At 69.8% G+C, this 14,721-nt stretch carries 11 protein-coding genes and 3 pseudogenes; 5 read left to right on the forward strand and 9 right to left on the reverse strand.

Annotated elements, in window-relative coordinates:
* The first annotated feature begins 135 nt into the window (after positions 1–135).
* Both ACIP8W_RS29545 and ACIP8W_RS29550 read left to right on the forward strand, forming a co-directional pair.
* Positions 136–1,179 (forward strand): lytic polysaccharide monooxygenase, encoded by a 1,044-nt coding sequence (locus ACIP8W_RS29545; protein WP_402205401.1) that lies wholly within the window; start codon positions 136–138, stop codon positions 1,177–1,179.
* A gap of 50 nt (positions 1,180–1,229) precedes the next feature.
* Positions 1,230–2,429, forward strand: a pseudogene (locus ACIP8W_RS29550) (pyridoxal phosphate-dependent aminotransferase); the annotation flags it as partial.
* Between the two features lie 93 nt (positions 2,430–2,522).
* On the opposite strand, the gene ACIP8W_RS29555 reads toward ACIP8W_RS29550, so the two are convergent.
* Together ACIP8W_RS29555 and ACIP8W_RS29560 are read right to left on the reverse strand one after the other, a co-directional pair.
* Positions 2,523–3,278, reverse strand: coding sequence for a GntR family transcriptional regulator (locus tag ACIP8W_RS29555; protein WP_402205403.1), 756 nt, complete (start codon positions 3,276–3,278; stop codon positions 2,523–2,525).
* A gap of 92 nt (positions 3,279–3,370) precedes the next feature.
* Entirely contained in the window at positions 3,371–4,249 is an 879-nt protein-coding gene (locus tag ACIP8W_RS29560; RefSeq protein ID WP_401953459.1) for a deoxyribose-phosphate aldolase, read from the reverse strand.
* A gap of 471 nt (positions 4,250–4,720) precedes the next feature.
* On the opposite strand from ACIP8W_RS29560, the pseudogene ACIP8W_RS29565 reads away from it, so the two are divergent.
* A pseudogene (locus ACIP8W_RS29565) lies at positions 4,721–4,950 on the forward strand (sugar ABC transporter ATP-binding protein); the annotation flags it as partial.
* Between the two features lie 124 nt (positions 4,951–5,074).
* Here ACIP8W_RS29565 and ACIP8W_RS29570 read toward each other — a convergent pair.
* From ACIP8W_RS29570 to ACIP8W_RS29595, 6 genes and pseudogenes are all read right to left on the reverse strand, one after another.
* Positions 5,075–6,916 (reverse strand): flavin-containing monooxygenase, encoded by a 1,842-nt coding sequence (locus tag ACIP8W_RS29570; RefSeq protein WP_401953456.1) that lies wholly within the window; start codon positions 6,914–6,916, stop codon positions 5,075–5,077.
* Positions 6,917–6,973: 57 nt separating this feature from the next.
* A complete protein-coding gene (locus tag ACIP8W_RS29575) occupies positions 6,974–8,164 on the reverse strand; it encodes an NAD(P)/FAD-dependent oxidoreductase (protein WP_402205406.1) in 1,191 nt (396 codons plus the stop codon).
* Positions 8,161–8,358, reverse strand: a complete 198-nt coding sequence (locus ACIP8W_RS29580) for a ferredoxin (RefSeq protein ID WP_401953450.1) — start codon at positions 8,356–8,358, stop codon at positions 8,161–8,163. The genes ACIP8W_RS29575 and ACIP8W_RS29580 overlap by 4 nt, the downstream gene beginning before the upstream one ends.
* A 252-nt stretch (positions 8,359–8,610) precedes the next feature.
* On the reverse strand, positions 8,611–8,925 hold the full coding sequence (locus ACIP8W_RS29585) for a winged helix-turn-helix domain-containing protein (protein ID WP_401953447.1): 315 nt from the start codon (positions 8,923–8,925) through the stop codon (positions 8,611–8,613).
* Between the two features lie 82 nt (positions 8,926–9,007).
* Positions 9,008–9,322, reverse strand: a pseudogene (locus ACIP8W_RS29590) (response regulator); the annotation flags it as partial.
* Between the two features lie 134 nt (positions 9,323–9,456).
* Entirely contained in the window at positions 9,457–9,978 is a 522-nt protein-coding gene (locus ACIP8W_RS29595; protein ID WP_402205408.1) for a MarR family winged helix-turn-helix transcriptional regulator, read from the reverse strand.
* A 123-nt stretch (positions 9,979–10,101) separates the two neighbouring features.
* Here ACIP8W_RS29595 and ACIP8W_RS29600 point away from each other — a divergent pair, with 123 nt between their 5' ends.
* Positions 10,102–10,866 carry an SDR family NAD(P)-dependent oxidoreductase gene (locus ACIP8W_RS29600; protein WP_401953442.1) on the forward strand — a complete coding sequence of 255 codons (765 nt, stop codon included), beginning with the start codon at positions 10,102–10,104 and terminating at the stop codon, positions 10,864–10,866.
* Positions 10,867–11,391: 525 nt separating this feature from the next.
* Here ACIP8W_RS29600 and ACIP8W_RS29605 read toward each other — a convergent pair.
* On the reverse strand, positions 11,392–13,800 hold the full coding sequence (locus tag ACIP8W_RS29605) for an FG-GAP-like repeat-containing protein (protein WP_401953440.1): 2,409 nt from the start codon (positions 13,798–13,800) through the stop codon (positions 11,392–11,394).
* A 370-nt stretch (positions 13,801–14,170) separates the two neighbouring features.
* Between ACIP8W_RS29605 and ACIP8W_RS29610 the strand changes: the two genes are divergently transcribed.
* Positions 14,171–14,707 (forward strand): hypothetical protein, encoded by a 537-nt coding sequence (locus ACIP8W_RS29610; RefSeq protein ID WP_401953437.1) that lies wholly within the window; start codon positions 14,171–14,173, stop codon positions 14,705–14,707.
* Positions 14,708–14,721 lie beyond the last annotated feature (14 nt).

The raw sequence follows: 14,721 nt of genomic DNA on the forward strand, positions 1-14,721 counted from the left end.
GGGTACGAACGGACCTCCGCGCGAAACCTGCGAAGATCGCGGGCATCCGTCTGAACGCCGGGCGGGCAAGGGCCGTAATACACGGCAGGCTGCTGGGTCCGGCATTCCCGGGCCCACCGAGGAGGTCTGTCACGGATGTTCCGCCACCGCACTGCCGCAGGCGCCGCTCGCACAGGTGCTGTCCCCCTGCTGCTCGTGGGCGTGACGGCCCTGATGCCCCTCTCCGCGGGGCCCGCCCACGCGCACGGCGCGCCGACGGATCCCGTCAGCCGCGTCGCCGCCTGCGGTCCGGAGGGCGGGCGGGCGGCCGCTACGGAAGCCTGCCGGGCCGCCGTCACCGCCAATGACGGCAGGGCGTTCGACGCGTGGGACAACATGCGTATCCCGAACGTCAACGGCCAGGACCGGCAGGCCGTTCCGGACGGGCAGTTGTGCAGCGCGGGCCTCGACGCGTATAAGGGCCTGGATCTCCCCCGCGCCGACTGGCCCGCCACCACCCTGGAGGCCGGGACCGCGTTCACCCTGACCTACCGGTCGACCATCCCCCACGAGGGGACGTTCCTCCTCTATCTCACCCGGCAGGGTTACGATCCGGCCGCGCCCCTGCGCTGGGACGATCTGGACGCGCAGCCGTTCGCGACCGCCACGGACCCGCGGCTGGAGAACGGCGCCTACCGGATCTCCGGTACGCTCCCCGCCGACCGGACCGGCCGCCATGTGCTCTATACGGTGTGGCGCAACACCAGCACCCCGGACACCTATTACTCCTGCTCCGATGTGGTCCTCCCCGGCCAGGGCCAGGAATCCGGCACCGGCGAGGACAGGGGGGCCGACCAGCCGGGCCAGGCGGGGCAGCCCGGTCAGCAGGCTCCCGAGCAGCCCCTCCCCTCCGCACCCCAGCCGGTCATCACGCTCCCCGGCCCCTCGAAGACCGACGCCACGTCCGCCCCGGCGGCCGTGGCCGCCCCCGCCACCCCGTACCCCGAGAACACCGCCGCACGGTCCGCCCCCGGGCTCCCCGTTCCGTCCGTCCCCCCGTCGGACTCCTCGTCCGCCATTCGGCAGGCCGATCCCGTACCCGTCGGGTCACAGGCCGAGTTCATGCCGGTGGCCGCGGGGGGCGCCGCGATCCTCGCGGGTGTCGGTGTGTTCCTGCTGCGCCGGCGGCGCGCACGTTGATCACCGTGCGCCCCGCCCCCGAGTTCCGACCGTAGAAGGAGACCTCCGCCATGCCCCAGTCCGCCGAAACGGGCCTTCTGCACACCGCCGCGCACAGTCCGTCCTGGGCCATGCTGTCCCGTCTGTCACCGCCCGAACCGGCGGCGGCCGTCGAGCCGACGGGGCGTCAGCTGACCTACGGCAGGGCCGAACCCCCGCGTGAGCGCGTCGACTTCTGCATACCGTGCAACCCGTACTTCCCGACTCCTGAGATGTTCGACCGCATGCGGGGCTCCCTGGAGTCCATCCTGAAGTACTACCCGAGCGACGCCGACACCGTCACCGCCGAGCTGTGCGCCGTGCTCGGTCTCAATCCGCAGACCGTGGCCATGGGCAACGGCTCCACCGAGCTGATCACCTGGATCGACCATCTGCTGGTACGCGAGAGCCTGGCGATCCCGATCCCCACCTTCGGGCGCTGGACCGACCAGCCGCTGGAGACCGGCAAGCGTGTGGACATGTACCCGCTCCAGGAGGACCAGGACTTCACACTCGACCCCCGGGAGTACGTCCGCTTCATCCGGCAGCGGGGGTCCCGGGTCGCCGTCATCTGCAACCCCAACAACCCGGACGGCGGTTATCTCCGCCGCCATCAGGTGCTGTGGCTGCTCGACGAGCTGTCCGACCTCGATCTGGTCGTGGTCGACGAGTCGTTCATCGACTTCGTGGACGCCGAGCGCTCCCCGTCCGTCGCCGACGAGGCGGCCATCCGGTCGAATGTGATCGTGCTGAAGAGCCTCGGCAAGAACTTCGGCCTGCACGGCATCCGCTTCGGCTATCTCGTGGCCAACCCCGCGCTCGCCGCGAAGGTCCGCAGGGCGCTGCCCAAGTGGAACCTCAACTCCTTCGCCGAGAGCGTCGTCTTCATGATCAAGGAGTACGGGATCGAGTATCAGCAGAGCCTGCAGTTGCTCTCCCGTGACCGCGCCGGCATGTCCCAGGCGCTCGCGGGCGTGCCCGATCTGATCGTCTTCCTCTCCCAGGGCAACTTCCTGCTGGTCAAGCTGCCGGACGGGGTCGACGGCGCCGCCCTGCGCGACCGACTGCTCACCCAGTACGGCGTGTTCATCCGTGAGTGCGGCAACAAGCTCGGCAGCAGCAGCCAGTTCGTCCGGCTGGTGGTCCGCCCGCAGGAGGATGTGCAGCGGCTCCTCGCAGCCCTCCAGGAATGCCTTCCCGCGAGCCGCCGCCCCACCGGTCTGGCCCGCCCGTACGAACCGATGGGCTCCCTCCCGGCGCTGGCCCCGGCCCGCTAGGGACACCGCCCCTGACCTGTCCTGCCTCCCCGCACGAGGACGAACAGGTCAGGGGCGTACCATCAGCTGGAACTCGAAGGCGTAGCGCGAGGCCCGGTAGACATGGCTGCCGTATTCGACGGCGCGGCCCGTCTCGTCGTATGTCGTGCGCTGCATCGTCAGCAGCGCGGCGCCCTCCGGTTCGGCGAGGTACGCGCCCTCCTCGACGGTGGCGGCACGGGCGCCGACGCTCTGGAGAGCGCTGTGGAGGGTGATTCCGGCGGCCCGCATCAGACGGTAGAGGCCGGTCGCCTCCAGCTCGGCATCGCCCAACTCCATTGGCCCCGGCGGCAGATAGTTGCGCAGCCAGGCGATCGGCTCGCCGTGGGTGGAGCGCAGCCGTTCGACAAAGGTGACGGGGGCGCCCTCGGCGACACCGAGCGCGGAGGCGACATCCGCGGAGGCGGAAACGGGTTCGTTGCGGATCACCCGGGTCGCCGGGCTCTGGCCGGTGGCGAGCAAGTCGTCGTACAGACTGCTCAGTTCGAGTGGGCGCTTGACCTTGCTGTGGACGACCTGGGTGCCGACGCCGCGCCGACGGACCAACAGCCCCTTGTCGACCAGCGACTGGATCGCCTGCCGGACGGTGGGCCTGGACAGGCCGAGCCGGCCGGCCAGTTCGATCTCGTTGCCGAGCAGACTGCCGGGCTGGAGCCCGCCGTGCTCGATGGCGCTCTCCAGTTGCAGCGCGAGCTGGTAGTAGAGCGGTACGGGAGAGGACCGGTCCACAGCGAAGTCGATGGCCGGTGACACGGTAGGGGGCACGCGCCGAGGATACCGGCCGGATCCGGCGGACGGCCGCGGTGTGTCGCGCTCCGACGCGGGTCCGCGCCGTTCCGGCGCCGAGGAGGCGGCCGTCACAGCAGACCGACGGCGGTGTCGACGGCGGACTCGACGCCGCCGGACGCCGGATAGAGCAGTGACCTGCCGACCACCAGCCCCTGGACGGTGGGCAGTCGCAGCGCCGCGCGCCACTTCTCGTACGCGCCGTCCTGATCCCCGCCGACCTCGCCGCCGAGCAGGACGGCGGGCAGCGTGGAAGTCTCCATGACCTCGGCCATCTCGTCGGGGTCGCCGGTCACGGGCACCTTGAGCCAGGTGTACGCGGAGGTCCCGGCGAGGCCGGAGGCGATGGCGATCGAGCGGGTGACGGCCTCGGCGCTCAGATCGTTGCGTACCGCGCCGTCGACGCGCCGGGAGATGAACGGCTCGACGAATACGGGCAGTTTACGGTGGGCCATCTCGTCGATGGCGCGCGCCGCGGCCTCCAGCGTGGTCAGCGAGCCTGGGTCGTCGTAGTCGATACGGAGCAGGAGCTTGCCCGCGTCGAAGTCGAGCCGGGCCAGATCCTGGGGGCGGTGCCCGGTGAACCGGTCGTCCAGCTCGAAGGAGGCTCCGGCCAGTCCGCCGCGGTTGAGCGAGCCCATCACCACCTTGTGGTCCAGGACTCCGAGCAGCAGCAGGTCGTCGAGGATGTCGGCGGTGGCCAGCACACCATCCACACCGGGGCGCGAGAGCGCGATACACAGCCGCTCCAGCAGCTCGGCCCGGCCGGCCATGGCGAACGCGCGGTCGCCGACCGCGAGGGCGCCGCGTGCCGGATGGTCGGCGGCGACGATCATCAGCCGGCCGCTGTCCCCGATCAGGGGCCTGCGCACCCGGCGCGCGGCGGCTTCCGCGATGGCCTCCGGGTGCCGGGCCCGCACCCTGGCGAGGTCACTGATGCTGATGCTCAAGGAAAGCTCTCTTTCGCACGCTCGTCGGACACAGGGCGATACGCCTCCTCCGCCCGGTCAGGTTGGGCCCCGGGGCGGACCCATGTCAATAGTTTGTCCTTACATTCGAACGTCCCGACCTGAAAAGGCCGCGGCGTTACCATGTCGTTACGTCGAGATGAAGTGATGTCTTAACAAAACCTGACAGCGACCCACCCGACGGAGTTTGCTCCCGTTCGGAAAGCGGACGAGTTACCGGCGTCACACCGACGACCCGATCGACGGGACTCATGTCCCGGCTCGAAGTCCCCGCCCGCCTCCCGCCTCCCTCCTCCCCCGCCCCCTCCTGCCGGCTTCCTTGTCCGCTTCCCTCCCACCGCAGCGAGGTGCAGGCCATGGACCGTTCCCGCAGAACCCCAGGACCGCGCGGAAGCAGCACCCGCCGGACCACCGTCGCCGCGTCCGCCGTCTGTGCGGCAGTCGCCCTGCTCGTCGCCGGACGCAGCAGCGATGGCCCGCGACCGCTTCACGGTCCTGCGGCTCGGCACCTCGACCTGAACGCCGCGCGCGCCGACGTCACCCTCGAAGCGCTCACCAACCACATGGCGGGCGGCGCCGAACTCGCTGCCCTCAAGCACGAGTTGGCGCAGGCGCGAGGGGTGGACGTGACGGGTCTCCCGGAGGAGTCCGACCTCCCCGCGACCGCTTCCGCCGTCTCGTAACACCGCGGAAGAACCCGCGCACCACGGTGTTGAGCCCGGCGTACCAGGTACGCCGGGCTCTCGCGTCCACACGCCTTCGGCCGGGTGTCACCGGCCGGTGGCGTCGGACCTGCTGGGCCGGCCGTCACCTCTCCCGCTCGCCACCGGCGAGTACGTCGTCCATGCCCTTCGTCCGCCACTCCCTGAGCCCCTGGTAGAACGCGATGGGGCCGCCTCCGTACGACTGGCTCTGCTGCGCGGGCTTGCCCTCGTTGTTGTAGTAGCCCGGAGTGCACTCGGCCAGGAACTGGTAGGTGCTGTACGCGTTCTCCCGTATCGTGGCGGCCCAGCCGCCCTGTGCTTCGGCGGTCGGCTCGACGCACAGGACACCGCGTCTGCGGGCCTCGGTGACGATCTCCCCGAGGTGGATCGCCTGTTCGTCGAGGGCCTGGACGAAGTTCACGGAGAGGCTGTTCTGCAGGGCGCCCAGATGGAACAGGTTGGGGAAGCCACGGCTGCAGAGACCGTGCAGTGTCTTCGGGCCGTCCTTCCAGGACTCGGCCAGGGCGACACCGTCCCGGCCGTGAACAGCGAGTCCGGCCCGTTCAGCCGGGGGCACACCGGCCTCGAAACCGGTCGCGAAGACGATGCAGTCGACCTCGTATTCCATGCCGTCGACCACGATGGCGTTCTCGGTGACACGCTCCACACCGCGCCCGGCGGTGTCGACGAGAGTGACATTGGGCCGGTTGAACGTGGGCAGATAGGTATCGCTGAAGCCGGGGCGTTTGCACAGGTAGCGGTACCAGGGCTTGAGCGCCTCGGCCGTCGCCGGGTCCTCGACGACGGCGTCCACCCGGGCGCGGATCTCGTTCATCTTCTTGAAGTCGGCCAGTTCCGCCAGGCGTACGCGCTCCTCCGGTGTCAGATCCGCGTCCGAGGCGGGCACCGCGCTGGCCACCATGGTCTGCAACAGCCGGGCGCTGGTGGTCCAGCCGTCTGCCACCAGGTCCTCCTCGGCTCCACCACCGACCACATGCGCGAGGAAGTTGTCCCGGCGGCGGCGCTGCCAGCCGGGTGACACCGCCCCGGCCCACTCCGGGTCGGTGGGCCGGTTGGCGCGTACGTCGATCGAGGACGGTGTGCGCTGGAACACGAAGAGGTGTTCCGCGTCGCGTCCCAGGTGCGGGACACACTGGATGGCCGTCGCACCGGTCCCGATGACCGCGACCCGCTTGTCGGCGAGCTTGTGCAGACCACCGGTCGCGTCACCACCGGTGTAGCCGTAGTCCCAGCGGCTCGTGTGGAAGGTGTGTCCCCGGAAGCTCTCGATGCCCGGGATACCGGGGAGTTTCGGGTCGCCGAACAGGCCGCTGGAGATCACCACGTACCGCGCCCGCATCCGGTCACCGCGGTCGGTGCTCACCATCCATTCGGACTCGGCCTGGTCCCAGCGGAGTTCGGTCGCCGCGGTCCGGAAACACGCCTCGCGGTACAGGTCGAACTGCTCCCCGATCGCCCGCGCGTGCTGCCGGATCTCCTCACCCGGCGCGTACTTCCAGCGCGGTATGTAGCCGACCTCTTCGAGCAGGGGCAGATAGATGTACGACTCGATGTCGCACTGGACCCCGGGATAGCGGTTCCAGTACCACGTACCTCCGAAATCGGCGCCCTTCTCTATCACACGGATATCACGCAGCCCTGCTCCGTGCAGCCGCGCGCCGGCGATCAGACCGCCGAGCCCGCCCCCGATGACAATGGCTTCGACGCGGTCGTGCAGGGGCTCACGGGTGAATCCGGGTGTCGCGTGGGGGTCTTCGACGTAGTAACCGAACGCGCCGGTGGTACGGACGTACTGATCACGGCCGTCGGAGCGGATCCTGCGGTCGCGCTCGGCGCGGTACCGCTCGCGCAGGGCGTCCAGGTCTAACCCGGCTTCCTGCGGTGCCAACGGGACATCGGCGGACGGATCGAGGGGGGTGGTCATACGGTCCTCTCTGCGGAGCCGGCGGATATCCGGGATATCCCGGATATCCGCCGGCTCTCATGAATGCTCTCCGGCCAGGGCCAGGGCCATGGCCCCCACATCATCCCAGGCCGTACCGGCCACAATGGCCTGCCGCCAGGGCCTGATCGCCCGGGGCGGCATACCGACCGCGAGGACCCCGGCCAGCCGGGTGCCGGTGCGGTAGACCACCACGAACCGGCGTTCGTCGAGGTCGCCGTCGACCACGACAGTCTCCTGGTGGCCCCGGAGATAGCCGAACGCCTGGATCTTCATGTCGTACTGGTCGGACCAGAAGTACGGCACCGGGGCGAACGGTGTGCGTGCCTCCGGGCGGAGCAGGTTGCGGGCCGCGGCCATGCCCTGCTCGGCCGCGTTGCTACGGTGCTCGATGCGCATCGCCGTACCGAACAGCGGGTTGTGCCAGCGGGCGACGTCCCCGGCGCCGTACACACCCGGTGCGGCGGCGCTGTACTCGTCGCACACGAGACCGTCGCCGACGGTCAGCCCGCTGCCCTCCAGCCATTCGGTGTTCGGCAGGGAGCCGATGGCCACCAACACCTCGTCGGCACCGACCAGTTCGCCGTCGGCGAGCCGCACACCGTCGGCGGTCACCTCGCGCACGGTGACTCCGGTACGCAACTCCACACCGTGGTCGCGGTGGGCGCCCGACAACACCCGCCCGACCTCCTCGCCCACCGCGTGGGCCAGCGGCACGGGCGCCGGTTCGAGCAGGGTGACCTCGGCGCCGAGGCCCCGGGCCACGGCAGCGGCCTCCGCCCCGAGGAATCCGGCACCGACCACCACCAGCCGCCGCCCGGGACCGAGCCGGTCACGCAGGGCCAGCGCGTCGTCCAGGGTACGCAGCACATGCGCGGCCGAGCCGGGCAGCCGACGCGGGCGCACCCCGGTGGCCACGATCAGACCGTCGTACGGCAGTCGGGCGCCGTCCGCCAACTCCACGGTGCGTCCGGCGAGTTCGAGGCCGGTGGCGGCGGCGCCGAGGCGCAGGTCGAGACGGAGCGCGGCCAGGTCGGCGGGCCGGCGCAGGGGCAGCCGGTCGGGCTCCCACTGCGCGGACAGGATCTGCTTGGACAGCGGCGGCCGGTCGTAGGGGGCGCGGTCCTCGTCTCCGACGAGGGTGATCGTGCCCTCGTAGCCCTCCCGGCGCAGTGTCTCGGCGGCGGCGAGGCCGGCCGCCGAGGCGCCGACGATCAGGACCGCCCTCACTGCTCCACCAGCCGGATCGCGACCGCCGGGCAGAGGCCCGCGGCCTCGCGCACCTCGTCGTGGGCGTCGGCGTCCGGCTCACTGTCCAGCAGGATCACCACACCGTCGTCCTCCCGCTGGTCGAACACCTCGGGGGCGCTCATGACGCACAGGCCCGCCGAGACACACTTCGGTTCGTCCACTTCCACGCGCATGGTCGTTCTCCGTTCGCTGTAGTTGGTTCGTTCGTGAATACCGGTTCTTTCGTGGATCCTGGTTCGTTCGTGGCTGCTGGTTCGTCCGTGGATACCGGGCGGAGTTCCGGTCACAACGGGGACCGGCAGAAAGGGCATCAAGCCATTGATGGGGCCATGCAAGCGGACGGGACTGACAGCTTCCGGTCAGCCACCTGACGGCAAGCCGACGTGAGGAGGGTCACACCTCCGGACGGTGGGCGGAGCGGTGGGTCAGCGGCCGAGCCAGTAGCCGAAACCCCGGCGGGTGTGGATCAGTTCGGGTTCTCCCTGATCGACCTTGCGCCGGAGCCGGGAGACGAGCTTCTCGATCGCGTTGTCGGCGCGGCCGTCGCCCCAGACATGCCGGCAGATCTGTTCCTTGGAGAGGACGCGTTCCGCGTTGACCAGCAGATGGCGCAGCAGCCGGTACTCCGCGGGGATCAGGGCGAGGGTCCGGCCGCCCCGGCGCGCCTGGCAGGTGAGGTCGTTCAGGACGAGGTCCTCGTAACGTGGCGCCACCTCCGGGTCGCGCCGGCCTCCTGCCACGCAGTAACACCTGTGCTCTGGGCAGGACTTCGGGGATCCTGAAGGGTTTGGTGACATAGTCGGCGCCCCCGCCGAGCCCCGGGACGAGGCTGTCCAGCGATGCGCAGGCGGTCAGGAAGAGCACCGGTGGACGGCCCACGGCGTCGAGGCGGGGCGATCCGGTGATCCCCTCCGTCTCCACCAGTGTCACATCGAGGACCACCAGGTCGAACCGGCGCTCCGCCAGACGTGCCACCGCCCCGGTGGCGGTCCTCGCCGTACGGACCTGACAGCCCACCAGTTCCATGGTGGCCGAGAGGAGTTCGGTCGTTCCCGGATCATCGGCCACGATCAGAACGCGCCGGCCGTTCCCACGGGCCGACGACGGGATCGGAATCTCACTGATGCTTCCATGCATGGAAAGACCATTCGTATAGGGCTCATGCTTCACATAGGGACGACTGCGTCGAGGCCCCGGGCCGCCCTCGGCCGATCGATCGCGCCCGGGGGAACGACCGGCGAGCGCTCGCCAGACCCCGCCCTCCCCCGGTCTCAGGCGGAGGGCGGGGTCTCCACATCCCCCGGTTCCGCGATGTCCTCGGAATGGGCGAGGAAGTCGTCGACCATGCGGTGGAACAGTGTGGCCAGCTGCCGCAGCTCCTGCGGCGACCACTCGGAAAGGGCCGCCTGCATCCCCCGGCGGCTCGCGTCGCGGATCCGGTCGACCGTCTCCCGGCCCAGCGCCGTGAGCTGGATGCGCTGTGCGCGGCGGTCGTCCGGGTCCGGGACGCGGGTGACGTAACCGGCCTTCTGGAGCTGCTGCACCTGCCGGGTGATGTGCGACGCCTCGACCGCCAGCCGGACCGCCAGCTCACCGGGGCGGAGCGGCTCGGTGTCGGCGATCTGCCGCAGGAGCGCCACGGCTGCGCGCTCCAGCGTGGGGACTCCGGCGAGGGCCATCAGCCGGTCGTGCCGCCGGACCCGGCCGGTCAGATAGGAGATCCTGGTGAGGGCGCGCTCGATCTCGATCATGTCCGTCGAGACGGGGACGGCTGCTGGCGGCGGCTTTGACATGGGACCTATTTTACCATCCAATTGCCTAAGTCAAGCAACCTTGTCAGATTGCTTGACTCAAGCAACCCGACGTGCTTGCCTGCCGTACGGCACCCCGACGCACAGCGGAGCAAGGAGCACGCCATGAACAACACCGGCCTTCAGGGACGCGTCGTCATCGTCACCGGAGCGGCATCGGGAATCGGCAGGGCGGCGGCCCTGCGGTTCGCCGAGGAGGGCGCGAAGGTCCTGGTCGCGGATCTGAACCAGGAGGCCACCGACCGGACCATCAGCGCGATAGAGGCCGCGGGGGGCACCGCCCTCGGGGTGGTCGGCGACCTCAGCGACCAGCAGGTGGTGGACCGGGTCGTGGCCACGGCCGTGGACGCCTTCGGCGGTGTGGACGTCCTGGTGAACAACGCCGGCATCATGGACCGGATGTCCGCCCTCGCCGACATCGACGACTCCGAGTGGAACCGCGTCATCCAGGTCAATCTGACGGCGCCCTTCCTGCTCACCCGGGCCGCGCTGCCGCACATGCTGGCGGCCGGGCGCGGCTCGATCGTCTTCACCGCGTCCGAGGCGAGCCTGCGCGGGAGCGCGGCGGGCGCCGCCTACACCGCCTCCAAGCACGGGATCGCGGGCCTGACGAAGTCCCTCGCCGTGATGTACCGGAAGGAGGGCATCCGCGCCAACGCCATCGCCCCCGGCGCCACTTCGACCAATATCCAGGTCGACGCCGAGGCACAGGCCCACGGCCCGGCGGCCATCGGCCCGTACCTCGGTCTGGCGGGCAGTCCCGCCGCCGCCGAGGAGCAGGCGGCCGCCATCGTCTTCCTGGCCTCGGACGCGGCCAGCAACATCAGCGGCGTCATCCTCCCCGTCGACAACGGCTGGTCGGCCATCTGACGGAGGGGTGCCCGTGGGTCCTGTTTTCAATGCTCCGGAATCGAACAGCGGTGATCCCGGCTGTCCGGCCGCCACACGGTCGAAGAGTCCGCCCCTGCTGTTCCCCCGCTACCTGAAGACCTCCGCCCTCACCCTGAACCTACTGCGCCGCGCACCCGTCACGCACAACCTCCCCGCAGCGATGTTCGCCCCGGATCCCGCCGAGCCGGCGCGACCTGCCCGGCGTGTCGAGAGTGACCGGCAGTTCCGGGGCCGAGGTGTCCTGGTGGTCAGCGGTGCGGTCGGCCCGAGGCCGGCAACGGCCGTACGGATGACGCCTCGGCCGACGTGGTGTTCGCGGGTAGTCGTACGCGGCCGTATCTCGGCTGGCCCTCCACCACGTTCGGGCCTGTGAAGGCAGGGGCGTCGATCACTTCCTGGTGGTCCTGCCACCGGTCACCCTGCGGTGTCCGGTGGCAGGAGCGATGGCCCGGTCCACGCTCGCTGCGGGTCAGTTGACGGGTGCACCCGACCCGAGGCGGCTGCCTAGACGTTGCCGCCTCTGTTGAGCCAGCAGCGGACGGACCCGCCGGTGTAGACGACGACGTAGTCCGCCTTTCCGTCGCCGCTGATGTCGCGGAACGTCGACTTCTCACCGGGGTATCCGGTCTCCTTGACGAAGTTCCGGTGCTCGGTGAACCCTCCGGCGCCCCGGCCGCCGTCGTTGATGTACGCGTGGACGGCACCGGTGGAGCCGACCATGAGGTAGTCGTCCTTGCCGTCGCCGTTGACATCCGCGAGGCGGAGCTTGTCCCGGGAGCCGTAGGAGACGCCGGGGGCCCAGTTCAGGATTTCCTCGAAGCGGTACCCGCCGTTCTCGGCCGGGAGGTTGAGGTAGGCGTGGACGGCCCCGTTGTCACCGACCCGGAGGTAGTCGTCGCGGCGATCGCCGTTGACATCGGCGAACCGGACGGATTCGCGACGCACGCCGGCGGCTTTCGGATTGACCGCCAGGACCGCTCGGCTCCACGTGATCCGGCCGTCGCGCACCCCCTCGTTCACGTAGTGGATCAGGATCTCGGTGGAGCTCCCGGTCGGGCGGACCTCGACGATGTCGCTGCGTCCGTCTCCGGTGAGATCGGCGAAGCGGAGGCTTTCGGCCTGGTCTGAGTTCTGGACGGAGAAGCCGGGGGCCACATCCGCCCAGTGCGGTTTGCCGGGCTCGGCCCGGGTGTTCAGCCCGATGCGCAGACTGCCCGTGTCAGGAATGCGCACGTAGTCCTCGCGGCCGTCGCCGTCGAAGTCCGCGAGGTCGGTACGGCCCCGGGGAGACTGCATGCCGGGGGCGATGACGCCCAGCGAGCGCCAGCCCCCGCCCGCCGCGCTCCCGCTCTCGCCCTCGCCCTCGTCCGGGCCGGTCGGATCACATGCGCCCTCGGTCACCGGAACGGGTTCCTTGAGCCACCCCTGGCTCTCGACGAGCAGCGCGGCGGCGTGGAACGCCCTGGCCATCTTGATGTACCCCTCGTCGTCGGGGTGCGAGCCGTCGACGTCCTCGGTGGTCAGCTCGCCCATGCCGACCAGCCTGACGTGTTTGCCCTGCTTGCGGCGCTCCTCGACGATCCGGGGCAGCTCGGCGTTGTACCGGTCGATCTTGGCCTGCATGCCCGCCTTGGTGGAGGGGATCAGCGTGGCCACCAGGACGGTGGCCTCCGGGGCGTCGCGCAGGATCTGGTCGATGAGAGCGCCGAGCCGCTCCGGGGCGCTGTCCAGCTGGTGGTTCTGGTTCATGTCGTTGGTCCCGGCCATCAGGGTGACCAGGTTGGGCCGGTGTTCCTTGATCGAGCAGTCCGCCACGTCGGCGATCTCGTCGATCCGGAAGCCCGGGTGGCCCTCGTGGTCGGCGTCGGCCATCCCTCCCGAGCGCCGGGAGCCGACCATGTCCACGTCCCGCTTCATGACCATGCCGGTGTCGTCGACGATGAAGTTGTACTTGAGGTCGTCGTAGAGCCCGGCGCGGTATCCGTTGCCGTGGGAGCTGTTGGTCCCATGGCTGATGGAGTCGCCCAGCACCTCGACCCTCGTGGGCACGGGCGGCGAAGGGTCGGCCACAGGCTGGTCGGGGCCCACCTGCACGGCCCAGTGATCCGAGCCGCCTCGTTCCAGGCGGGACGACAGACGGTCCACCCACTGGTCGGCGACGACATAGTCCAGTTCCCCGCTGCCGGCCTGCGTCGCCTGACGGGCGCGGTAGACGCGCGCCACCGGGAAGCCGGGGCGTTGTTGCAGGGCCTCCGGGGAGGCGTTGAAGTCACCTCCCACCGCCCACTCGTAGGACGTCCCGTCCTTTCTCGCCCAGGCTTCGACGGCGTTGTCGATCTCTTTCAGCATGGGCGCGGAGTCGCCACCGCCGCCGGACAGGCCGTGGAACGTGAAGTACCAGTGCTGTCCGAAGCGCACGCCCAGGGCCCGGCGGCCGGCACCGATCGGGTTGTCGACCACCCGGACCTGGTCCGGGACGCCTCGGGTCATGATCGCGATGTTCACCCGGCCACCCGTGTTCGTCCCGCCGTTGGTGTCCGTCTGGAGGAAGTAGACCTCGTACGGCCCGCCCTCGTGAGTCTCGGTTTCCGGGTTCCAGGTGCTGTTCTCGTAGGTGTCCCCATCGACCGTCGTATAGGTGATCGACCTGACCCGCTCGTTGTTGTCGTCGAGCATGCTGGACGGCGGGCCGGCACCCGCTTCCTGCAGCAGCAGCACCGACGTCCGACGCATGTACTGCCGAGCCTGTTCCCACTTGACTCCGGCCTCGCCGGCCAGGCTCTCGCCCTGCATGTTCCAGGTGATGACCGTCCTGCGGTCCAGGCCGTCGGCGCGCGCGGACTGCGGCGTGAACACGACCACGACTATCGACGTGGCCAGCGCGGCCAGCGCAAGGGCCGCAGTGAGCAGCACTCGCGACGGCCTGTGGCATAAGAATTCATATCTCACGGCACGTATGACGTGGCACGAGGCCACATAGTTGCCTGAAGCCGTCGCGGCAGTCGGTTCCCGGTCGAGCGGGTCCGGGCCCGAACAGCCCGCCGACTGTGCGCCTCGGTGACCAGGTCGTGTTCAGGCGAACGCGTCGCCCAGCCCGTACGGACCACCCAGTCCTGCCGGGCCGCCGCTGGACAACGACAGGATCTCGGCACGGACCCGGGGAAGAGACGCAGAGCCCGGCACCATGCGGGCGGCAGGTGGCGGGATTCGCCGGCCCCCGCCTCATCGGTGTCCTACTGTATGGACACGCCACGCTACCTACCGTGGTCATGAGGAGGACTCCGTGAAATCGCCCTGTGACCCCCAGCACGCCCCCGCCGGCGATGTGGGCGCAGCACTCATGATGATCGACTCTCAGCTCAAGGCCATCTACGACTCCAAGACCGAGACCGACCCTGAACAGCGGGCGCTGACCAACCAGTTCACCGCGTCCTTGGGGCCCAGGGGCGTCGATGACGTGCTGGACGGTACGTGCACGCTCATCTTCATGTTCATGAAGTGGCTGCGCATGGCCTACGAGGATCACGGCGAGGACGTCATCGCCTGCGTGGTGCCCAACCTCGTGGCCTCGATGCGCATGATGCCCAAGAGCGTCCGTCCCGAGGTCATCCCCACCATGGCCGGCCTGCTCATCGCCGCAGCCAATAACCTGAGCCCCAGCCTGTGGCGCAAACAGTATGGTTATTGGACCAAGGCGGAGATGACCTCCTTGGAAGCCACCACCTTCCTGCTCGCCGAGCACATCAACCGCCTCACCGACGACCGCGACTTCGCCACACGCATGATCAGCGAAGCCCTGTCCCGTTCGGACGAAGCCTGACGTGCGCGTCCCGC

The organism is Streptomyces sp. NPDC088554, from assembly GCF_044752945.1.
GTDB lineage: Bacteria > Actinomycetota > Actinomycetes > Streptomycetales > Streptomycetaceae > Streptomyces.

Coding starts and splice junctions, on each gene's coding strand:
- ACIP8W_RS29595 (WP_402205408.1), bottom strand. CDS start 9,978: ATGTCAAAGCCGCCGCCAGCAGCCGTCCCCGTCTCGACGGACATGATC.
- ACIP8W_RS29580 (WP_401953450.1), bottom strand. CDS start 8,358: ATGCGCGTGGAAGTGGACGAACCGAAGTGTGTCTCGGCGGGCCTGTGC.
- ACIP8W_RS29600 (WP_401953442.1), top strand. CDS start 10,102: ATGAACAACACCGGCCTTCAGGGACGCGTCGTCATCGTCACCGGAGCG.
- ACIP8W_RS29545 (WP_402205401.1), top strand. CDS start 136: ATGTTCCGCCACCGCACTGCCGCAGGCGCCGCTCGCACAGGTGCTGTC.
- ACIP8W_RS29570 (WP_401953456.1), bottom strand. CDS start 6,916: ATGACCACCCCCCTCGATCCGTCCGCCGATGTCCCGTTGGCACCGCAG.